The sequence below is a fragment of the Halorussus salinus genome (genome assembly GCF_004765815.2).
GTDB classification, from domain to species: Archaea; Halobacteriota; Halobacteria; order Halobacteriales; family Haladaptataceae; genus Halorussus; species Halorussus salinus.
On the sequence record NZ_SBIS02000008.1, the window covers coordinates 461,214 to 482,076 of the forward strand.

15 protein-coding genes are annotated in these 20,863 nt (G+C 66.8%); 6 read left to right on the forward strand and 9 right to left on the reverse strand.

From position 1 onward, the window contains the following. Positions 1 to 76: 76 nt before the first annotated feature. The 6 genes from EPL00_RS19170 to EPL00_RS19195 all read right to left on the reverse strand — a co-directional run bounded on the left by EPL00_RS19170 (position 77) and on the right by EPL00_RS19195 (position 7,004). Positions 77 to 883 (reverse strand): hypothetical protein, encoded by an 807-nt coding sequence (locus tag EPL00_RS19170; protein ID WP_135853952.1) that lies wholly within the window; start codon positions 881 to 883, stop codon positions 77 to 79. Further along, entirely contained in the window at positions 880 to 2,262 is a 1,383-nt protein-coding gene (locus EPL00_RS19175; RefSeq protein WP_135853951.1) for an acyl-CoA thioesterase/bile acid-CoA:amino acid N-acyltransferase family protein, read from the reverse strand. The genes EPL00_RS19170 and EPL00_RS19175 overlap by 4 nt, the downstream gene beginning before the upstream one ends. Before the next feature lie 268 nt (positions 2,263 to 2,530). Beyond that, positions 2,531 to 3,496 carry a transcription initiation factor IIB gene (locus EPL00_RS19180; protein ID WP_135853950.1) on the reverse strand — a complete coding sequence of 322 codons (966 nt, stop codon included), beginning with the start codon at positions 3,494 to 3,496 and terminating at the stop codon, positions 2,531 to 2,533. 164 nt (positions 3,497 to 3,660) lie between these two features. Then, a complete protein-coding gene (locus EPL00_RS19185) occupies positions 3,661 to 4,743 on the reverse strand; it encodes a sugar ABC transporter permease (RefSeq protein WP_135853949.1) in 1,083 nt (360 codons plus the stop codon). After that, positions 4,740 to 5,705, reverse strand: coding sequence for a carbohydrate ABC transporter permease (locus EPL00_RS19190; protein ID WP_135853948.1), 966 nt, complete (start codon positions 5,703 to 5,705; stop codon positions 4,740 to 4,742). The genes EPL00_RS19185 and EPL00_RS19190 overlap by 4 nt, the downstream gene beginning before the upstream one ends. 9 nt (positions 5,706 to 5,714) lie before the next feature. After that, on the reverse strand, positions 5,715 to 7,004 hold the full coding sequence (locus EPL00_RS19195; RefSeq protein WP_135853947.1) for an extracellular solute-binding protein: 1,290 nt from the start codon (positions 7,002 to 7,004) through the stop codon (positions 5,715 to 5,717). A 273-nt stretch (positions 7,005 to 7,277) separates the two neighbouring features. Between EPL00_RS19195 and EPL00_RS19200 the strand changes: the two genes are divergently transcribed. Beyond that, positions 7,278 to 8,402 carry an ABC transporter ATP-binding protein gene (locus tag EPL00_RS19200; RefSeq protein WP_135853946.1) on the forward strand — a complete coding sequence of 375 codons (1,125 nt, stop codon included), beginning with the start codon at positions 7,278 to 7,280 and terminating at the stop codon, positions 8,400 to 8,402. A gap of 166 nt (positions 8,403 to 8,568) precedes the next feature. Here EPL00_RS19200 and EPL00_RS19205 read toward each other — a convergent pair whose 3' ends face one another. Together EPL00_RS19205 and EPL00_RS19210 are read right to left on the reverse strand one after the other, a co-directional pair. Further along, positions 8,569 to 9,921: an erythromycin esterase family protein gene (locus EPL00_RS19205; protein WP_135853945.1), complete on the reverse strand. Its 1,353-nt coding sequence runs from the start codon at positions 9,919 to 9,921 to the stop codon at positions 8,569 to 8,571. Positions 9,922 to 10,362: 441 nt separating this feature from the next. After that, positions 10,363 to 12,582 (reverse strand): glycoside hydrolase family 15 protein, encoded by a 2,220-nt coding sequence (locus tag EPL00_RS19210; RefSeq protein ID WP_135853944.1) that lies wholly within the window; start codon positions 12,580 to 12,582, stop codon positions 10,363 to 10,365. 105 nt (positions 12,583 to 12,687) lie between these two features. On the opposite strand from EPL00_RS19210, the gene EPL00_RS19215 reads away from it, so the two are divergent. From EPL00_RS19215 to EPL00_RS19235, 5 genes are all read left to right on the forward strand, one after another. Then, positions 12,688 to 14,745 (forward strand): alpha-amylase family glycosyl hydrolase, encoded by a 2,058-nt coding sequence (locus EPL00_RS19215; protein WP_135853943.1) that lies wholly within the window; start codon positions 12,688 to 12,690, stop codon positions 14,743 to 14,745. Between the two features lie 58 nt (positions 14,746 to 14,803). After that, positions 14,804 to 15,862: a TrmB family transcriptional regulator gene (locus EPL00_RS19220; protein WP_135853942.1), complete on the forward strand. Its 1,059-nt coding sequence runs from the start codon at positions 14,804 to 14,806 to the stop codon at positions 15,860 to 15,862. Positions 15,863 to 15,922: 60 nt separating this feature from the next. Further along, positions 15,923 to 16,951, forward strand: coding sequence for an LLM class flavin-dependent oxidoreductase (locus EPL00_RS19225; RefSeq protein WP_135853941.1), 1,029 nt, complete (start codon positions 15,923 to 15,925; stop codon positions 16,949 to 16,951). A gap of 124 nt (positions 16,952 to 17,075) precedes the next feature. Then, positions 17,076 to 18,290: an AAA family ATPase gene (locus EPL00_RS19230; RefSeq protein WP_135853940.1), complete on the forward strand. Its 1,215-nt coding sequence runs from the start codon at positions 17,076 to 17,078 to the stop codon at positions 18,288 to 18,290. A gap of 5 nt (positions 18,291 to 18,295) precedes the next feature. After that, positions 18,296 to 20,287: an McrC family protein gene (locus EPL00_RS19235; protein ID WP_238398255.1), complete on the forward strand. Its 1,992-nt coding sequence runs from the start codon at positions 18,296 to 18,298 to the stop codon at positions 20,285 to 20,287. A 124-nt stretch (positions 20,288 to 20,411) separates the two neighbouring features. Here EPL00_RS19235 and EPL00_RS19240 read toward each other — a convergent pair whose 3' ends face one another. Then, positions 20,412 to 20,801 carry a hypothetical protein gene (locus tag EPL00_RS19240; protein ID WP_135853939.1) on the reverse strand — a complete coding sequence of 130 codons (390 nt, stop codon included), beginning with the start codon at positions 20,799 to 20,801 and terminating at the stop codon, positions 20,412 to 20,414. Positions 20,802 to 20,863 lie beyond the last annotated feature (62 nt).

The window sequence follows — 20,863 nt, forward strand, 5'->3', positions numbered from 1 at the left end:
GAAGGTTCTGAGGTTCCGAGCCGACCCCAGACGCGTCGCCGAGACGACGGCGGTCTCGCCGAAACGAGGAGGGTAGTTACCGGAAGGCGGCGAAGACGCGTCGCCCGAGCGCCTCGACGGTGCCAGCGACCAATCCGGGCACCAGCCAGACGACCCAGGCGGTCGGGAGGCCGAGCGGCGACCCGCCGGTCGCCACCGCGACCACCGCGGCGGTGACGACGACCACGAGACAGACGAGCGGCGTCACGACGCGGTGGCGCGCGAACAGGTACGCGACCGCGAGGCCGCCGACGAACCACCCGCCGACGGCGAACCCGAGGAGCGCCGGGTCGCCGAAGCTCCTACCGAGGAGGTACACCGGAAGCGCGGAGAGGACCGCCAGCGCGACGCCGCTCGCCGCGGCCAGTCGGAGGGCACCGCGGCGTGGCAGGCGGCCGATGGGGGTCGCGTCTCGCCCGGTGGTCGCTCGGAGACCGGGAATCTCGGATTCGACGGCCCCGACGACGCCGACGACGACGACCAGCCACGGACCGACGCCGACGAACCGGGCGAGCAGCGGGTCTCCGACCGCAACCGCGTCGCCGGCGACGCGCGTCGCCGTCACGCCCGGCCGCAGGAGGCCGAGACCGACGGCTCCGACGACGGCCGCGATGGCGACTCCGACCGCCGCCCGACGGCCGCGGTCGTGACACCACCAGCCGACGAGTCCGACGAGTCCGAGCGCGACGCCGCTCGTGGCGACGAAGACGAGTTCGGCGGCGTCCGCCGGGACGAGGTAGCCGTCCGCGAGGGCGGCGAGACCGACGACGAGGGGGACGGCCGCGGCGGCGACGGCCGGGCGCACAGTCCACAGAGCGTCGGGGAGCGCGTCTCGCGCGCTCATCGCAGTCCCTCCTCGAACGTCGAGAGGACGACCGGCCACGACTCCTCGGCGGCGCGCGCGAGTCCTTCGGGGGACCCACCCAGTGCGGTCGTCGTCCCCGGTAGGGGACTGTCGATGGTGGTGAGTCCGGTGGTCGGCTGGTACGGGAACGAGATGGCGTGTCCCGCCGACTCGACCGTGAGGTGTCGGACCGAGTGGGGATGGTCGTGCTCGCGGAGTCGCCGCTCGGCTATCCCGCCGAGTTCTGCCGACGGCCACAGGCGGTCGTCTTCGCCCGAGACCAGCGTCACCGGGCCGTCGATGTTCTCGACCGGAATCGTCGCCCGCCGGATTCGCTCGTCGCTAGCCTGTTCCAGTCCGACCTCGTAGGTCGGGCGCAGCGACACCGACTCGCCCAGCGGCCACGACGCGGCGTAGTCGCCGACGACCGAGGGCGGGAACCCGGTCGGGACGTAGGGGACCTCCTCGCCGTCGAGGGTCCACGACGAGGTGGTCTCGCCGCCGTAGGTCAACCCGGCCCAGACGACGCCCGAGGGCGCGTAGGCCGCGACCGCGCCGACCCAATCGAAGGTCGCCCCCGCGAGGAGGGCCAACTCGGCCCCTTTCGAGGTCCCGAGGAGACCGACGGGTCCCTCCCGGACCGCCGGACGGCCGCGCATCCAGTCGGCGCTTCGCTGGAGGTATTCGAGCGGAACCTCGGCGAGTTGGTCCGGGAGTGGCTCCGGGTCGCCGAAGTACTGGGGCGCGAAGGCCGCGTAGCCGTGCGCCGCCAGCATGAGCGCGGTGCCATAGTCCGGTTCGCCGCCCGAGCCGTGGAGGACGACGACGCCGGGGAACGGCCCGTCTCCGCTCGGCCGGAAGAGCAGGCCGACGAGTCCGTCCGGCGCGTCCCGTACCTGAAGCTTCTCGGGGCCGAACCGCCGGTTGACGGTCTGTTCGCCGATTCGTTGGCCCCCGACGCTCGCGGCGAGCGTCAGGTCACTGGTCCCCCTCGGCGGAATGTATATCGAGGCGTCGCCGTCGGTCGGCCGCATCGACCAGACCAGCCCCATCGGGGAGACGCCGTCGTAGGTGCCGGCGTCTGGAGCGTGTTCGGCGAGGTCGACGACGCCCTCGGACGAGGCCGTGAAGCGAGCGAACGAGGCCCACCGGCGACCCTCTCGGTCGGCCGTTCGCGCGGTGAGGGTCACGTTCGCACCGGGGGCCAGCCCGGTGACGCTGAGGTCGAACTCCTCGTCGTAGTGGAGGGCGGTAGGCGATACTCGAAGCTCGCCGGTCGTGTCGGTCGCGCGCTCGTCGGCGCTCGTCCCGATTCGGCTCGGAACTCCGACGAGGGAACCGGCGGCGAGACAGCGGAGCGCAGAGCGGCGTGAAATCATCTTCCAGTTCGGCAGTTCTACCACACTACTGATAAAAGATAGGAAACATACCGAGGCCCCGAACCTCCGTCGTGATGTTCTTCCGGAGTTCGGCGTCGGCCCGATTTTCGGCCGCAAGCGTTCGAGAGCGTCCGCCGCGTACGTCGGTATCGGTCGGGACGGCTCTCTCAGTCCGTCCGACGAGGCTTTCCTCTATCGGCGTGGGCAATCGCGTAGCCGGACGAACAGTCTCCGACCGGTCGAAATCGGGGGTCCCGCGGTGGGCGAGTCAGTGGATGCCCATCGCTTCGATCTGTTCCTGATACCGGTTGCGGATGGTGACTTCCGTCACCTGCGCGACCTCCGCGACCTCGCGCTGGGTCTTTTTCTCGTTGCAGAGCAGGGAAGCGGCGTAGATGGCCGCGGCCGCGAACCCGGTCGGCGACTTGCCCGACAGCAGGCCCTGTTCGGCCGACTCGTCGATTATCTCCTTGGCCTGCATCTTGACCTCCTCGCTCACCCCGAGATCTGAACTGAACCGCGGGACGTACTCCTTGGGGTCTACCGGCTCCATTTCGAGGCTGAGTTCCTTCGCGACGTAGCGGTACGTGCGGCCGATCTCCTTCTTCTCGACGCGCGAGACCTCCGAGACCTCCTCTAAGCTCCGGGGGATGCCCTCTTGGCGACACCCGGCGTAGAGGCAACTGGTAGCGACGCCCTCGATGGAGCGGCCGCGAATCAGGTCCTCGTTGAGCGCGCGTCGGTAGATGACCGACGAGACCTCTCGGACCGACCTCGGTACCCCGAGCGCGGAGGCCATGCGGTCGATTTCGCTCAACGCGAACTGGAGGTTGCGCTCGCCCGCGTCCTTGGTCCGGATGCGCTCCTGCCACTTGCGCAGGCGGTGCATCTGACTGCGCTTCTTCGAGGAGATCGACCGACCGTAGGCGTCCTTGTCCTTCCAGTCGATTTGGGTGGTCAGCCCCTTGTCGTGCATCGTCTGCGTCGTCGGCGCGCCGACGCGACTCTTGCTCTCGCGCTCGCTGTGGTTGAACGCGCGCCACTCCGGCCCGCGATCTATCTGTTGTTCTTCGACGACGAGCCCGCAGTCCTCGCAGACGACCTCGTTGCTGTCGCCGCTCGTGACGAGATTGTCCGACTCGCACTCGGGACACTGCTGACCCTGCTTCTCGTCGGTTTCTGCCTCTTCTGCACGGTCGCGCTCGCGCTCGCGCTGTCGGTTTGGCCGGGCCATTAATTCGACTCACATCTAATCGTTTGATGGTCTAATAAGTATGGTTCTGGCCGAGCGCGAGAATTGTGAATTAGATAACCGGTTAGCACAGTGTTTCGCGTCGTTCGCACCGGAGCGGTCGGGTCGAGAGGCGGTCCGGACGGACCGCCCGATGGCGGTTCGCCCTACCCTTCCATCCCGCCGAACGAGAGTCCGCCCTCGATGTACCGCTGAGCGAACAGGTAGATGAGCATGATGGGCGAGGCGAACGTCAACGCGAACGCCGAGAACCGCGCCCACGGGACCGAGTACTCCGATATCAGTGAGAACAGTCCCACCGGGAGCGTGTAGTTGTCGGTCCCCAGTATCGTCTGGGCGACGACGAACTCGGTCCACCCCGTGAGGAAGGTGAAGATGAACACCGTCGCCAGCCCCGCCTTCGACAGCGGCAGGATGACCTCCACGACCACGCGCCACGCGGGCGCGCCGTCAACGACGGCGGCCTCCTCGTAGGAGACCGGGATGCCGTCCATGTAGGTCTTCAACAGCCACGTGTTGAACGGAACCGCCGTCGCCGCGTAGTAGACCGACAGCGCGAGCTTGTTGTCGTTGAGCCCGACCTGCACGAACACGGTGTAGAGGCCGATGAGCAACGCGATTCCGAGGCCTCCTCCGACCTGCGTCAGGAGTACGTACCCGAACAGTATCTTGCGCCGACCGATGAACTCCCGCCGCGAAAGCGCGTACGCCGCGGGCACGACGAGACACATCGACAGGACGACCGTCGGGATGGCGACCGTGAGGCTGTTCCAGAAGAACGTCTTGAACTCAGAGGGGTCGTCGACGCCGTAGGCCGACGCGTCGAGGAGTTCCAGTCGCGGCGTGTCGAACACCAGCGCCGTGTCGGTGAGCGGAATCCCCAGCCCGATTTGGTAGCTCGGGACGATGAGGTCGCCGAGAACCCAGATGAACGGCTGTAGCGACGGTTGCTCGGGGAGGAGTCGCAGGCCATCGACCGAATGTATCGACCCGCCGGTCCCCGACAGCGCCGAGATGAGTATCCAGTAGATGGGGAACAGCAGCGCGAGGACGACGACCAGCGCACCCATCGTCAGCCCGAGCGTCTTCAGCGGTCGGGACGGCGGGATGTCGCCGTTCACGACGCCCTCGGCGGTGTAGCGCATCTCGCGGGCCGTGTCGGCGGGTGCAGTCACGAGTCCAGCGGCGTCGTCTTTCAGACTGCGTGCGATGGAACCGAGGAGACTCATTGCTCGCTCACCCCGTCAGCGAGTCGGCCGCGCTTGACGTTCAGCCACATGAACGCGCCGATGAACGCGACCGCGATGAGGCTGATAGCCGCGCCCTGTCCGTACTCGAAGTAGGTGAACGCCTCTCGGTAGCCGTAGACGACGACCAGTTCGTTAGCCCGCGCGGGACCGCCCTCGTTGAACACGTACGGGATGAGGAACTGCTGGAACGACGCGGCGGCAGTGAGGATGGACGCGAACAGGACCGGCCGCTTGATGGACGGGAGGGTGACGTGGAGGAACCGCGCCGCGTAGCCCGCGCCGTCCACCTTCGCGGCCTCGTGCAGTTCGTCGGGCACGTCCTGAAGCGCGCTCACGGTGATGATGACCATGAACGGATAGGCCAGCCACGCCTCGGTGACGTTGTACGCGAGAAACGCCATCCAGCGGTTGCTCAGCCACGATACCGTCGAGAGTCCCAGCGACTGAAGCACCTGATTCGCCAGTCCGAACTGCGCCGAGCTGAAGATGCCCCGCCACACCGTGATGGTGAAGATTGCCGGGAGTCCCATCGGGATGATGATGAGCGAGCGCATCAGGCGCTTGCCCCGAACCCTGTCGCCGGTGACGACCAGCGCGACGCCGATGGAGAGCGTCAGTTTCAGCACGACGCTCGTGGCGACGAACAGCCACGTGATGCCGAAGGAGTTCCAGAACTGCGGGTCGGTCAGGACGGTGACGTAGTTCTCCAACCCGACGAACGACGCCTCCCCGAAGGTGAGAATCGACGCCGCGCCCTCGCCCGCGAACAGGTTCGAGGGTTCGGCGTTCGTGAACGAGATGCCGAGGAGATACAGGATGGGGAACAGCATGAACGCCGAGAACACGAACAGTCCCGGCAGTACCAACAGTAGAGAGGCGTCTTCCCGTTCGAGGAAGGGGACCTCTTCGACCCGTCGCGCGACGCGAGAGGCGGTGCTCATAGATTCGGGCTACTCCCAGTTCTGTCGGACGGTCTTCTCGGCCTGTTGCATCGCTTGCTCGACGCTCGCGTCACCGTTGAATATCTTGGTCACCGCGTCGGTGAGCGGTTGCCAGACCTTCCCCATCTTCGGGTCGGTCGGCATCGGGATACCCTGCTGGACTGTCTGGGAGAACGCTTTCACGTCCGCGGGGAGCGCGTCGCTCCCGGCGAGACTTTCGAGGACGGGGATACTCCCTTGGTTCTTCGCGGCCTGTTCGAGCAGGTCCTCGTTCGTGGTGTACCACTCGGCGAACGACTGTGCGGCCGCGGTACCCGCGTCGTCGTTGCCCATCGCCTTGGCGAAGTACCACATCTGGATGCCGGTGTAGGGTCGGGCCTCGCCGCCTTCGGGCGTCGGGAGCTTCGTGACGCCGTAGTTGACGCCCTTGTCGTTGAGCGTCGAGAGGTACCACGGGCCGTTGATGGCGAACGCGGCGTTACCCGACGGGAACGGGGCGGCCTGCGTCTCGTAGCCGGGGTCGTTGGGCATGTAGGGCTTGAAGTTGTCGAGCGCGAACTGGAAGCCCTCGATGGTCTCGGGCTGGGTGAGACCGAGCATCGGGTCCTCCTCGGGGTCGAAGTAGTAGCCGCCGAACGCTTGGGCCCACGCGCTGACGAAGTACGGGTCGAAGGGGTAGCTGAGTCCGTAGGTACCGTTTGCCGGGTCGTGGTGTTCGTCCATCACGGACTTCATCTCGGCGACCGTCGAGGGTGCCTCGTCCACCATGTCGGTGTTGTAGACGAGCGTCACCGTCTCCGCGGCGTAGGGGAGTCCGACGACGTTCCCGTCGAACTGGACGGCTCCCGCGGCGGCGTCGGTGAAGGTGTCGAGGTCCACGTTCAACTGGTCGCTCCGGTCGGTGACGAACCCGCGCTGGTAGTAGTCGCCGACCCAGTCGTGCGCCCAGTCGAACAGCTTCGGTCCCTGTCCGGCCGGAATCGCGCTCGTGGTCTTCTTCTTCAGGTCGGACACGTCGGCGCCCTCGATGGTGTGTCGAGAATTGTCGTTGAACTGCTTCAGGGCGGCCTCGCGTGCCTCTAGCTCGGTGTCCTGAAGCCGGTACCACGCTTTCGCGGTTCCGGCGGGACCGGTCGTGGTCGTGTCGGTGCTATCGCCGCTGGTGGTGTCGCTCTCGCCGTCGTCTCCTCCGGCGGTCGTCGTTTCGTTCTGCTGCTGGACACTGGCACAACCTGCGAGCGCGGCGAGGAGTCCCGCGCTACCGATGCTCCGTAGTGCTTTTCTGCGATTCATTGTCATGGGGTGAATACGTGATGAATTATTCGTTCACGACTTAAAGTTTGGGATTCGGGTCACGCGCTCGGGCTCCTCGAAACCGCCCACCCGGAGAAATCGGGCGGTAGAGCGTTCGATACGAGAGTCGCCTGTTACCGCGGAGTATGAATCCGTCGGTTCGCGGCGGACGAATCGGCGAATCCGACCGGTCGCCTAGAAGATACGACGAAATAATCCCTCACAAATTCAACTCAGAAGGCAAGAGTTAAACCGTGAGGGTCGTACACATGGAGAAAGATGGCGACAGTTACGCTGGACGACCTCACGAAGGAGTACTCGAACGGGCAGATTCTCGCGGTCGATGGCGTCGACCTCACCGTCGAGGACGGCGAGTTCGTCACCGTCGTCGGCCCCTCAGGCTGCGGGAAATCGACTACCCTGCGAATGATCGCCGGACTCGAACGACCGACCGACGGCCACATCCACGTCGGCGGCGAGGACGTGACCGACGTTCACGCGCGCAAGCGCGACGTGGCGATGGTGTTCCAAAACTACGCGCTCTACCCCCACAAGACCGTCAGGCAGAACATGGCCTTCGGACTGCGGATGAGTACCGACCTCTCGAAGGACGAGCGCCACGAGACGGTCCGCGAGACGGCCGAGATGATGGGCATCGAGGACCTGCTGGACCAGAAGCCCGACGAACTCTCCGGCGGCCAGAAACAGCGCGTCGCGTTGGGCCGAGCCATCGTCCGGGACCCCGACGCGTTCCTGTTCGACGAACCGCTCTCGAACCTCGACGCGAAGCTCCGGACCACGATGCGCACCGAGATTCAGCGCCTCCAGAACGAGTTGGAGACGACCTCCATCTACGTCACTCACGACCAAGAGGAGGCCATGACGATGGGCGACCGCATCGTCATCCTGAACGGCGGGCGACTCCAGCAGACCGGCGTCCCCAAGGAGGTGTACGACGACCCGGCGAACGAGTTCGTCGCCGGGTTCATCGGCTCGCCGAGCATGAACTTCCTGACCGTCGAAGTCGAGTCCGGCGGCGGGACGACCACGCTCGTCGGCCCCGACGGCTTCGAGTACGCGCTCGCCGACGAGCGCCTCCGGAACGCGGTCCGGGGCCACGACCGGGTTCGACTCGGCATCCGCCCCGAGGACGTGTCCGTATCGGGACCGGGCGGCGATTCCGTCGAGACCGAGGTCGAAGTCCTCGAACCGGTCGGGTCGGACAACTATCTGCACCTCGCGCTCGGCGACGAGTTCATCGCGCGGGTCCCCTCCGACGTGGAACCCGACCCCGGCGAAGCGATTCACGTCGCGTTCGACAGCACCGACCTCCACCTGTTCGACGCCGAGGAGGGCGACTCCCTCCTCTACGAGGCCGAGGAGTCGGCGGCCCCCACGCCCTGACCGCGCCGACGTATTTCGTCGTTCCGTCAGCAAACGCTGTCTCCTCTCGTCGTCAGCGTTACCAGTAGCTGACAATACGTTTTCTTTATCCAGACCAATGTACGTAAATAATATGATAGATTTGCTCAATTCGTGGTGCGGATTCAGCAAACATGCGAGCTTCGACTCAGTACTCCGGACTATCGAGTACGCGAGACGGCGTCGTCTCCCGGACGAACAGTAGGCCATCGAACGCCTCAGGAAGGACCCGAACTGCGTTGTGGGCCGCCTGTCCGTCCTTCTCGTTCTCAGACGGACCGTCGGGACCGTAGTAGACGGCTCCGAGCTTCCGCTTTGCCCGCGGCTCGGCAAGCCACTCATCGAGTCGGTCGTTCTCGCTGGCGGTGTCGAAGTCGAGGAATGCGAGGTTGCCACCGGCCGCGGCGAACACGCGAGTGATGGAGTCCGCTGGCGGCTCGTCGAGCGACCACGTAGTGAGTTCGCTCTCGGGAGTCAACTCGATGCCAATCGCGCGGAACGACCCACCGAGGAAGTCGAATCCGAGTGCGAAGTAGTCGTCACCGTATCGGTCCGCGAGATAGCTCCCCAGCGACGGGGCCGACTCCACTCGCGCGCCCGAGTTTACCGTCCGGCAGATGTGGCTGTCGTGTGCCCAGAGTACGGCGCGGTCGAGGGCCTCGTACTCCAGCACCCACGAGAGGTTCTCCGCCATCGCCTCGTCCCGGACAACCATCGAGGCTTGTTTCCCATCGGTCTCACGGGCCGTGCGGCGCTGCCGTGCCTGCTCGATAACGCGGAGACAGCGCCGGGCCATCACGGTTTCCCGTTCGCTGGTCGCCATCACGAACGCCTCCCTACGCTCCTCAAACGCAGTTCCGAGTCGGTCGAGCAGTTGCTCGGTCGCCTCGGGGTCGTGGTCGCTCATGTACTGGTCGTTGATGTCACCCTCGTCGTTCGTTGCGTCGAGGTCCGCCTGTAGTTCCTTTCGGAGGTCTGGGTCGGCGCTGGCGAGGAACTTGTCGAGGCGTTCGACCGCTCCGGTCGTATATTGAGCGTCGATACCGTAGAACCGAACCCGGTCGTCGAGCGGTCGCTCGGCGTTGAACTCACGGAGCCACTCCACGAACGCGAGTACGGATTCGGTCCGCCAAACCCAGAAGTGCGTCCCGGCGAGTGCTTCGAGCGCGTCACCTTCGCCGTGGACGACGTAATTGTCGAGCGCCATCGTCTCGGGCAGGTTCGCTTCCATCGCGAACAGTCGTAGGCCCTGCTCTTCGACGAGATACCGGACGATGCGGTGTTTGAGCTGGAAAAACTCTCTCGTTCCGTGGGTCGCCTCACCGAGGCCGATGATGCGGGCGTCGGCGAGCGCGTCACCTACCGGATCGAGGTCGGCGTGGTCGGCAGTCGGGTCGGTCGTCGTGAGATTGACACCACTACGCCGGAGTCGTTCAGCGAGTTCGTCGGTCGCCGCGGGGTCGGTCGTAGTCGATTCTTTCGTCGGTGTAGTGTCCGTCATTGGTAGTGTGTCTGAGGTGGTCAAAAGCGAGTCGTGCCATAGCGGTCACGACCGGAGCAGTCGCTAGTCGGTGTAAAAGACAGATTCGCCCGAGGGTGGCGTCGCTACGAGCGAACGACCACCGTGGAGTGAGGCGAATCCCACTCAGACGTGACGCAGATACATCTTGTACTTGTTAATAATTAGATTGTCAGTTAATTGTTTCGGGAAAGCTGAACGACGGTACATCCAGTGAGCGCCCTTCGGATTCTCCTCAGGGACGAAGCATCGGTCGTCCGAATCGTGAGTCGGTGCTGCTTGAGGTCGTCGCAACCGCACTGGGATGCTGGCACGTTACTCGAAGCATCTACGCGAATGATGCCGAGACGACCAGTTCACGCCCTCAACTAAGCGACGGTTACAGCGAGAAGTTCGAACAAATAGCCGCGCTATTGACGCTCGTTACTCGCTCGGAACCGCGACCTCCTCGTCGGCGAGCAGGTCGCGCTCGGCCAGTAGCGCGAGGGTCGTCGTCCGGAGGGCGTGGGGCCACCCCAGCGGCGTCGCGCTGTCGGGCGTCCCGTCGTCGAACACCTGCTCGGGCAGGAGGTCGCCGTTCCGACAGAGCGGGCCGTCCGGGAGGACCAGTCCCAGTAGGTCGCGGGCGGTCGCCGCGAACTCTCGGGCGCGCGAGTCGTCGTGGTCTTCCAACAGCGCCGCGAGGTTGGCGGCGGCGAACGCGCCCCACGCGGTCGAGACGGTCCATATCTTCTCGTCGTCCTGCGAGCGGGTCCGCCAGTCGTCGCCCTCGTAGCGTGCCAGTCCGCGGACCTCGCTGGCGTCGGGGTCGCGGTGGAGTTCGTCCACGACGGTCCGGACGTGTGAGACGAGTCTGTCGAGTCGCTCGTCGTCCACTTCGGCCGCGCGGTCGTAGGCGAGGTGGGCGCTAGCCAGCGCGAGCGACCCCGAGTCACAGCGCGGGTCGATGTCGCCCGCGTCGATAGTGCTGTCGCCGTCACTGGTGTCCTCGTCGTCCGCGTCGGTCGTTCCGTCGCCGGACTCGTCGTCGGGGAGGATGCGATAGCCGTAGATTCCACGCTCGGGTACCCAGAGGTCGTCCAATCCGGCGTACACGCGGTCGGCGCGCTCGCCCGCGGTGTCGGCGAGGTCGGCGTTAGCGAGGTCTTCGTCGGCGAGGTCCGCGTCGGTGGCGGCCGCCGTCGCGTACGCTTCGAGGAACGTCGCGGCGGTGTGGGCGAACTGGCCCGTCGCGTCCTCCCACGCGTTCTGACAGACCACGGGGAGACCGTCGTCCGTGAGCGTCCGGTCGAGGCCGGAGAGGGCGTCCGCGAGCGTCTCGGTCGCGCGGTCGGCGAGGTCGCCGTCGAGCGCGGGCAGGGCGTCCGCGAGGTATGCGACGACGCTGGCGGTCTGGTCGGCCTGATAGTCGCTGTAGTCTACCTCCTCGCCGACCGCGAGGTGGCTGTTGGCCCACCCCGGCGCGAGCGTGCGGTTGCGCGGCCAGACGCGATGTGGCCACGTCCCGTCGTCAAGTTGCGTCTCGCAGTAGCTCTCGGCGCTCCGGGCGTGCCAGTCGTCCAACCCGAGGTCGAACCGTCGGTCCGACTGGAGGAGAAACCGGGAGATTTCGGCGTCGTCGCGGAACCACGTGTAGCCGTAGCCCCCGGAGTGGGTGAAGTAGGGGTCGAACTCCGGCCCGGCGATGCGGAGGCCCGTCGGCGCAGAGAGGAGACCGAGCGCGCGGAGGTCGGCGGCCACCGCGTCGCTCTCGGGCAGGTCGTCGGGAACCTCGGGGGCGTGGTCTTTCGCGGCTTCGCTCAGTGCGCCGGTGTCACTGTAGGCGTCGAGAACCGCGTCGAGACGGTCGAGCGCCGCGGCGCGGTCGGTCCGGGAGGAGTCAGTCAACAGCGTGGCGAGCGTCGCCGCGCCCTCCTCGAAGGGGAGTTCGCATATCACGTCGCCGCTCAGGCTTGCCTCCTCGCGGCGGCCCTCCTCGTCGGAATCGTCCCCGCGGTCGGCGTCGAGCAACTCCCCGAGTTCCGGAGGCACGCGGCCAGTGGCGGTCGTGAACCCGGTCGCGCTGGCGGCGTAATCGTGTTCGGCGTCGTGGTACAGTTCGACCGCGTCGGCGTGGTGGAGTTGGCTGATGCCGGTGTCGCGGCCCTCCGGACCGAAGCCGAGCGCGGCGACCAGTTGCAGTCCTCCGGTCTCCTCGTCGGAGTCGCCGTTCTCTTCGCCGGAGGCGGAATCGGGGACCTCCTCGGTTTCGGGGGCCTCCTCGCGTTCGAAGTGCGTGATGTGGGCCTGCCCGAGCGTGAGGTCGTACTGCGTGAGCGTCTCGCCGGAGGGTAGTCGGTGGTCGGTGACGACGAGCGTCGTCCCGTCCGCGTACGACTGGCCGACTGTCTCGCAGTCGTCGAACCACACTACGTCGCCGTCGAGTCGGACGCCGAGTCGGGAGGAGTCCAGTCCGTTGCGACCGGTAAGCGGGTAGCCGAAGTCCCGAATCCGGCCGTCGAGAGCGACGTGAACGAGTCGCCCCTCGCCGTCGCTCGGCGTGTAGCCCGAAAAGCGGCCCGTCGTCGTCCGGCGTTCGCCCGGAAAGCAGGTATCGTGGTCCTCGTAGCGTACGAAGTCGTCCAGCGCGTCGCGAAGTTGCATTGCCTGAACGAAGGCGGACCCCGAATAATAATCTTTGGTGTAATTGTAGTTCACGGATACACGATTTGCGCAATAGTGAAGTGTCTCCCCGCGAGGGGTGAGAACATGCACGAACCCGGTCCACCGCGATTCACGCACGTCGGCACGTCGGTCGAACTCGCTCCTCGACACCCCGACCCCGAAGCCGACTTCTCGTGGCGAGTGCGCGACCGTCCCGAGGAGAGCGACGTGGACCTCGGCGACGGCGCCGTCGTCCACCTCGACCCGGACGCGCCCGGCGTCTACGAGGTCGAACTCGACGCCCCGGACGGGACCCACCGCCAGACGGTCCGGGCGTTCCCCGACCCGCGCCGGGAGGTCCGGTTCGAGGCACCGATTGGCGACCTCCCCATTTCGGCCGAGGAGGTCGGAGACCTGCCGATTATCGGCCCGTTCAACGACTACACGGTCGGGCGCGACCTGATGGGCCGCGAGGGCGACAGCTACGTCGCCGACCTGCTCCTCGCGCCGGGCGACCACGAGGGCATCTGCGTGCTGGACGAGAAGTTCGAGAACGTCCACACCATCGACGTGACGGTCGAGGGGCCGGGGCGACCGCGGGTCCATCTGGAGGGCCGCGTCGCGGACGATACCCTTGTCGTGACCGCGCGCGCGGAGGCCGCGCCCGAGGGGAGCAGTCCCGAGGTCGAGTTCTGGCTGGACGACCGCGACGACCTGCCGGACTCGGCGGTGACGGTCGATGGGAGCGAACTCCGCGTCCCGGTCGAGGAGGTGCCCGACGAGGCGCGCGTCCACGCCGTCGCGGTCGCCGAGCGCCACAGCGTCGCCGACACGCTGGTCGTTTCCGGTGGCAGAGAGGTCAACGTCTCCCGTCCCAACGACCCGCCGGAGTGGGCCGAGGAGGCGACGGTGTACCAGATTTTCGTCCGGCGGTTCACCGGCGAGACCGTCGAGACGACGTTCCCCGAGATAGAACGACGCGTGGAATACCTCGAATCGCTCGACGTGGACTGCCTGTGGCTGACGCCCGTGGTCGAGAGTCCGACCGACCACGGCTACCACGTCACCGACTACTTCGACACGGCGAGCGACCTCGGGACCCGCGAGGAGTTCGCGTCGCTGGTCGAACGCCTCCGCGAGGCCGGAATCCGGGTCGTCTTCGACCTCGTCATCAACCACACCTCGCGGGACCACCCCGCGTTCCAGATGCACGCGGCGGGCGTGCCCGAGTACGCCGACTACTACGAGCGCGTGCCCGCCGACGCCGCCGACGCCGTGGACGTAGACGACGTGGACTGGGCGGGCGAGGGGTCGCCGGGATACTACTTCAACTGGACGCGCATCCCCAACGTGAACTACGACTCGCTGGCGGTCCGGGAGTGGATGCTGAACGTGGTCGACGAGTGGGCACCGGTCGTGGACGGCTTCCGCGCCGACGTGGCGTGGGGCGTCCCCCACGGCTTCTGGAAGGAGGTCCGCGAGCGAGTGAAACGCGAGGACTCGGAATTCCTCCTGCTGGACGAGACCATCCCGCGGGACCCCCAGTTCCACGAGAACGAGTTCGACGCCCACTACGACACCGACCTCTACGGCGCGCTCCGCGACATCGGACGGGGAGACGCCCCGGCAGAGGCGCTGTTCGACGCGCTCGACGCGAACCACCGCGAAGGGTTCCCCGAGTCGTCGCTGTTGCTCCGCTACGTCGAGAACCACGACGAGAGCCGTTACGTCTCGGAGTGCGGGACCGCGGCGCTCCGGGCGGCCGCGGCCGCGACGTTCACCCTGCCGGGCGCGCCGATGATTTACTACGGGCAGGAGCGGGGCGTCGCCGAGCAACGCGGCGAGATGCAGTGGTACGACGGCGACGCCGACCTGACCGAGTTCCACCGTCGGCTCTCGAAACTCCGGAGCGAGCAGGCGGTCCTCCGGTCGGGCGAAGTCGAGCGCGTGGACGCGGTCGGGGACGACCGGACCGTCGCTTACGCCCGCGACGACGGCGACGAGCGACTGGTGGTTCTCCTCGACTTCGGCGACCGGGAGGGCGAGGTCACCGTGGAAGTCGAAGAATCAGTCGGCGAGACCGACCTGTTGACCGGCGAGGAGGTCGCCACCGACGAGGGAGTCGAAGTCCGAGATTGCGTCGTGCTTCGGAGCGAACGCTGAGCGCGCGGGCCGCCGCCAGACACGGTTTTTAAGTTCTGGCCGTGGCATTCTTCGGGCGATGGACGACCCGACGCTCTCCCAACTGCTCCGGAAGTTCGGCTTCTCCGACAAGGAGATAGACATCTATCTCACCATCCTCGACCACGGCGAAGCGAAGACCAGCGTCATCGCCGACGACGCCAGCGTCTCGAAGCGGTACGTCTACAGCGTCAGCGAGGAGCTAGAGGACCGCGGGTTCGTCTCGGTCAACGACCACTCGGTGCCGACGACGGTTCGGGCCATCCCGCCCGAGGAGGTCGTCGGCGCGCTGACCGACGACGTAGAGCAGATGCGCCCCGCGCTCGAAGCCCACTACTCGCAGGTCGAGCCCCAGTCGGACGCCTTCGAGGTCGTCAAGTCCCGCGTGACGGTACTCAAGCGAATCACCGGACTCATCCGCGAGGCCGACAAGGAGGTGGCGCTGTCGCTCCCCCACGACCACCTCTCGGAGGTCGCCGACGAGTTGCGCGACGCGGTGGACCGCGGCGTGCTGGTCATGCTGGTGGTGACGGGCGCGGACCTCGACGCCGACCTCGGGTTGGAGGGACTCGCCACGGTCGCTCGCGCGTGGGAGGAGTCGATGCCGACGATGATAACCGCCGACCGGACTCGGAGCCTGATAGCTCCGCACGAGATGATAGCGCGGGCCAACAGCGGCGAGCGCGCCATCACGTTCACCCAGAACCAACTCGCGCCCGTCATGGTCGGTTCGTTCTTCGGCAACTACTGGCCGATGGCCGAGGAGGTGTACGTCGCCGACCCCCACGAACTGCCCCGGACGTACGACGATTTCCGGCAGGCGGTCCTACAGGCGACGCTCCGCCACCGTGCGGACACCCCGCTCACCGCGACCGTGCGCGGCCACCCGACGGACGGCGACGAGGGGGACGGTCCCGACGAGATAAGGGGCCGAGTCGTCGGCGTCCGGCAGGGACTCGTGGAACCCGCGAACAACTCCTTCCCGGTCGAGGCCGCGCTGGTCGTGGCGACCGGCGAGGGCGAGTATCTGGTCGGCGGGGAGGGCGCGTTCGTGGAGGACTACGAGGCCGAGGAGGTCGTCTTGGAGTTCGCCGAGTAGGAACGCCCGAGAGACGGCCGGTAGCCAAACTGTTATTCCGCCCAATCTCCGAACCCCGACATGGAGCTTTCTGCCGTCGACCTCTCGCCGGTCCCCGACGAGGGCACCGCGACCGACGCGTACGCGAACACCGTCGAAGCCGCACAGCAGGCCGAACGACTCGGTTTATCCCGGTTCTGGGTCGCCGAACACCACGCGATGGCCGACCGACTCGCCGGAACGACGCCGGAGGTGTTGCTCGGGCATCTCGCGGCCGAGACCGACTCGATTCGGCTCGGCTCCGGCGCGGTCCTGCTCAACCACTACAGCCCGTTCAAGGTCGCCGAACAGTTCGGCGCGCTGGACGCGCTCGCGCCCGGCCGCATCGACGCGGGCCTCGGTCGCGCGAACGGCTCGCCCGCGGCCGACCGCGCGCTCGGGACCTCCCGGCGCGTCCAGAACCCCGACGAGGAGCATCGCGAGAAGATAGAGGCCGTCGTCTCCCACCTCCACGACGACTATCCCGAGGACCACGAGTACGGCGACCTCTCGATTCCGCGGTCGGGCGAGGAGACGCCGACGCCGTGGGTGTTGGGGTCGAGTCCGTCGAGCGCGGCCATCGCGGGGGAACTCGGCCTGCCGTACTGCTTCGCGGGGTTCATCCGGCCGCAGTTCGCCGAGCGCGCGTTCGAGGAGTATCGCGAGAACTTCGAGCCGTCGCGGCTGGCCGGGAGCGTCCCGGAGCCACATGGAATCGTCGCGGTGAACGCAATCGCGGCCGACACCGACGAGGAGGCGGCGCGACTCCGGGCGGTCGCGGAAGCGTCGTTCGCGCGCCTGCGACGCGGCGAGGCCGGGACCACCCCGTCGGTCGAGGAGGCCATCGGGGAGTTGGGCGGCGTCCCCGAGCCGACACCGGCAACGCTCGACGCCGACGAGTGGCCGCGCGCGCTCTCGGGGAGTCCGGAGACGCTGGCCGACGTGGTGGAGCAACTCGCCGACCGCGTGGGGGTGGACGAAGTGATGATTCAGCACGTCGTCGCCGACCACGACGACGGGCTTCGGTCCCACGAGCTGCTGGCCGAGGGCCTCGGGGTGGCGGGTCGGTAGACCGCGGGTGGTTGGGTGGCGGGTCAGTAGACGGCTGGCGGGGGCGGGGCGGTAGACCGCGGGCGAGGGGGAGAACGACGAGTTGCGTCGGGATTTAAGAACGGCGACTCGGTTGCTGTTGGTAATGAGTACTCGCATCTCCCTCTCGCAGGCCCGCGACGAGATAGAAGTCCTCCGGCGAAACGAGTCGGAGACGAAAAACGCCATCGAGAACGCCGCGAGCGTGGACGTACTCCGGTATCTAATCGCCGAGGAGAAACTGGACGAGACCCACGACGGACCGCGGGGATTGGGGACGATTCGGAAGGCGGTCCTCGACTCGGAGCTGGCACCGCTGGAACTCAAGCGCCTCGTGAGCTATCGCGGCGACGAGACCCCCGAGGAGATTCTCGTCCCCGACGAAGTAGTCCGGAACGCGACGGTCGCGCTCGAAACGGGGAAACCGGTCGTGCTGTACGGGCCGACTGGAACCGGCAAGACGACGTTCGCCAAGCAACTCGCACAGCGGACCTGCGTCGGCTACACGCTGAACACGGCCACGCCGTCGTGGACGCCGTCGGACATCGTAGGCGGCATCTCGCCGGACACCTCCGGACGCGGCATCCAGTACCACCGCGAACTCGGGTGCGTCTCGGAGGCGGTACAGCGCGCGCGGCAGTTCGACGTGGACTACGGCGTCATCTTGGACGAAATCACGCGGGCGGATATCTCGAAAATCTTCGGGCCGCTCTACACCGCCATCGAGAACCCCCACCAGACCATCTTCGAGACCGACGAGGGGGACACGATAGAACTGGACGACCGCGTGAACGTCATCTGTACGATGAACATGTCCGACCGCACGGTGAACGAACTCGACGACGCGATTACGCGCCGGTTCGCGATGGTCGAGTTGGACGAGTACCCCGAACAGAACCGGCGGGCACTCCTCGAAGGGTGGCTCGACGAGTTCGTCGCCGAGACCGTGGAGACGGACACGACCCGCCTGCGCGAACTGTTCGAGGCGGACTTCCGGCGGGTCAACCGCGGGCGAGACGACACCTCGCAGGGACCCATCATGCGGTTCGGCCCGATGCACTACCGCGACGTGGCCGCGTTCGTCGGCGCGGCGTGTGACGACGGCGGGCAGTACGAGGGCGAACTCCCGCGGGCAGTCGGGCAGGCGTACAAGACGTTTCTGGTCCCGCGGTTGTTGAACGCCGCCGCGTTCCCGCAGATGGAGCGAATCGCCAAACATTATCGGACGCTCGACGACGAGTTCTCCGCGTTCGACCTCGAACCGGCCGCGGCGTTGGCCGAGCGCCGACTCGCCGAGGAGCGCCGCCAACTCGGTACGTGACCGACATGACGAACGACACGGACGGCACCGACGCCACCGACACGACGAACGAGACCGACCACACCGACACGACGAACGATACTGACCACACCGGCACGACCAGCGACACCGACCACACCGACACGAACGACACCGTCGCAACGCCGGTCGGCGACGCCGAGAGCGCCGCGGGCGTCGATGCGACCTACGACTACGACCCGTCGATTCGGACGTATCCGGTCCCGGAGCGGGGCACCATCGAAATCCGGGGCTGCCCCGAAGATATCGACCAGCGGATGGAGCGGGCGTCGTTCACCGTCGAACGGCAGGGGTTGTACCGCAAGTCCCAGCGAGCCATCGAACCGGTCGAAGACGGCCGGGAGTACGACGTACTCACGGTCCGGACGCTGGACGGCGGTGCGAGGCTCCGAATCGACGCGACCGACCTCGTGGGGACGGTGGGTCTCACGCCGAGCGCCGCGGTCCGAATCGACCCGAAGGTAGACTGGTCGTGCATCTTCGAGATGCTACTGGCGGTCTACGAACGGCGGCGCTCGACGGACTACCGCGGCGTCCCGACCGACCGACTGCTGGACGAGGAGGCCGACCTCGACGGCATCTTGGTCGCGTTGGCCATCAACCTCCTCGACGGACTGACCACCATCCACCGCCGGGGACTCCTCCGGGAGTTGCACGTCCGCCGGGTGGACGGCGTGGACGGGCGGGGCCGGATAGACCTCGAACGGACCCTGTCGAACCACGCTCGCGGCGCGCCCGAGCCTCACTGGGTGCAGAACGAAGTCGAGTACGACAACGCGGCCAACTCGCTGTTGCACTACGCGGGGACGACGCTCCTGCAACTGTTCCGAGAGCGCGCCCGAGACGGTCTCTCACAGCAACACCAGCGGATATACTCGGAGCTACACCGGGAGATGCGCCGCCTCGAAGCGATGGGCATCACGAGCGACAGTCGGGACGTGGGAGCGTACCGAGACCTGTCGCTTCGGGACCTGCCGCGACAGCGCCACTACTACGACGACGCGCTGTACGTCGCCAAGGCGATACTCTCGTCGTCGCTGGGCCACCAGCACAGCGACGGGCGGTACGACCTCGTGGTCGATTACGTGATGAACATGGAGACGCTGTTCGAGGAGTACTCGCAGGCGGTCCTCGAAGCGCAACTCGACGAGATTCGAGCGTACGACCACGTGGATTCGACCGCCAGCGTGGCGATGCGCGACTCGCCGACGGTCACGCCCTTCGAGGACGAGGGCGACGTGTTCCACCAACCCGACCACGAGTTGTTCGAGGGCGAGGAGAGTCTGGCCGTCCTCGACTCGAAGTACTACGCCGAGGGGAAAGACCCCGTGAAGCGGTCGCCCTCGCGCTCGCGGCTGTTCAGCTACGCCTACCTGCTGGAGACGGACGAACTCGGCTTTCTCTGTCCGCTCAGCGAGCCGAAAGAGCGGCGGGTGACCCAGACCGACGCGCGGCTCCGGGTCGTCGGCCCGGACGCGGACGAGGAGTTCTCGCCGAGGAGCTACGAAGCGGCGGTCCACGACTACCTCTTCGACGTGCTGGTGGAACGGGAACCGGCGCTGGAAATCCTGCGCGCCGTCGAGGGGCCGGTGGCGTCGGGGGTCGAAACCGCGGTCTGCTTGGAGGGCGTGGACGCCGACGCGCTCGCGGCGGTGAAGTCGATGAGCGGGCCGTTCACCTACCGCAATCGGCGGCAGTTCTCGTGGCGCGTCCTCCAGATGGCGGGGCGACTGTCGTGGCGGGCGGGCAACGTCACGGAGTTCGAGGACGAGGGCGAGTGGGCGCGCGACCGAATCGAACTCGCGTTGGACGAGCGGTCGCCGCTGGCACACACCTGCGTCCCGGTCTTCTGCTCGGACCGCTCGGCTGGCAAGGAGTGGCTGGACTGCTACTTCCTGAACGCGGGCGGCGACGGGAGCGTGGAGTCGGTCGAAATCGAACTGCGGACGGACCCGGCTAAACGGAACGGTGGACGGTGAACCGCCTCGGGGTCAAGCCCCGAGGCACTCGACCTGCTCAGCCTGTAGAACCGGACGGTGAGCGTCGGGCCGGGACGGTGAGCGTCGGGCCGGGACGGTGAGGGTCAGAACGGAGCGCCGACGGTCAGAACGGAACGGTGAACCACGTCTTCTCGCTGTTGCGACACTGCATCTGGCGGCCGAACAGTTCGTGGAGCGGGTAGATGGCGTCGTCGGTGAAGATGTCGAAGGCCACGTCGCCGCGGTGGATGTCGGCGTCGATTTCGAACTGAATCATCGGCGTCGGGTCGGCGTTCTCCAAGTCGTCGGCGCGCCGGTCCATCACCCGCGAGAGGTCCGCGATAAACTCGTCGTCGTAGGCGTCTTCGAGACCCACGACCGTCACCTCGTCGGGCACGTCGTCGGATTCGAGCCGGTCGCGGAACTCCTCGACTGGAATCTGGTACTCGACCGTCTCGTACTCCCCCGCGACGACGATGTTGTACACCCCACGCAGTCGGCCACGTTCGGACATTACTCGTTCGGATTTTCGAATCGAAGTGGTAAATACGTAACGAGTAGTCGCTGATACGTCCG

What these genes read in the sequence shown, in the direction of transcription:
- EPL00_RS19195 (WP_135853947.1), bottom strand. Translation starts at nt 7,004, where the DNA reads ATGACAATGAATCGCAGAAAAGCACTACGGAGCATCGGTAGCGCGGGA.
- EPL00_RS19175 (WP_135853951.1), bottom strand. Translation starts at nt 2,262, where the DNA reads ATGATTTCACGCCGCTCTGCGCTCCGCTGTCTCGCCGCCGGTTCCCTC.
- EPL00_RS19180 (WP_135853950.1), bottom strand. Translation starts at nt 3,496, where the DNA reads ATGGCCCGGCCAAACCGACAGCGCGAGCGCGAGCGCGACCGTGCAGAA.
- EPL00_RS19230 (WP_135853940.1), top strand. Translation starts at nt 17,076, where the DNA reads ATGAGTACTCGCATCTCCCTCTCGCAGGCCCGCGACGAGATAGAAGTC.
- EPL00_RS19205 (WP_135853945.1), bottom strand. Translation starts at nt 9,921, where the DNA reads ATGACGGACACTACACCGACGAAAGAATCGACTACGACCGACCCCGCG.
- EPL00_RS19185 (WP_135853949.1), bottom strand. Translation starts at nt 4,743, where the DNA reads ATGAGTCTCCTCGGTTCCATCGCACGCAGTCTGAAAGACGACGCCGCT.
- EPL00_RS19220 (WP_135853942.1), top strand. Translation starts at nt 14,804, where the DNA reads ATGGACGACCCGACGCTCTCCCAACTGCTCCGGAAGTTCGGCTTCTCC.
- EPL00_RS19190 (WP_135853948.1), bottom strand. Translation starts at nt 5,705, where the DNA reads ATGAGCACCGCCTCTCGCGTCGCGCGACGGGTCGAAGAGGTCCCCTTC.
- EPL00_RS19215 (WP_135853943.1), top strand. Translation starts at nt 12,688, where the DNA reads ATGCACGAACCCGGTCCACCGCGATTCACGCACGTCGGCACGTCGGTC.
- EPL00_RS19240 (WP_135853939.1), bottom strand. Translation starts at nt 20,801, where the DNA reads ATGTCCGAACGTGGCCGACTGCGTGGGGTGTACAACATCGTCGTCGCG.
- EPL00_RS19170 (WP_135853952.1), bottom strand. Translation starts at nt 883, where the DNA reads ATGAGCGCGCGAGACGCGCTCCCCGACGCTCTGTGGACTGTGCGCCCG.
- EPL00_RS19210 (WP_135853944.1), bottom strand. Translation starts at nt 12,582, where the DNA reads ATGCAACTTCGCGACGCGCTGGACGACTTCGTACGCTACGAGGACCAC.
- EPL00_RS19235 (WP_238398255.1), top strand. Translation starts at nt 18,296, where the DNA reads ATGACGAACGACACGGACGGCACCGACGCCACCGACACGACGAACGAG.
- EPL00_RS19225 (WP_135853941.1), top strand. Translation starts at nt 15,923, where the DNA reads ATGGAGCTTTCTGCCGTCGACCTCTCGCCGGTCCCCGACGAGGGCACC.
- EPL00_RS19200 (WP_135853946.1), top strand. Translation starts at nt 7,278, where the DNA reads ATGGCGACAGTTACGCTGGACGACCTCACGAAGGAGTACTCGAACGGG.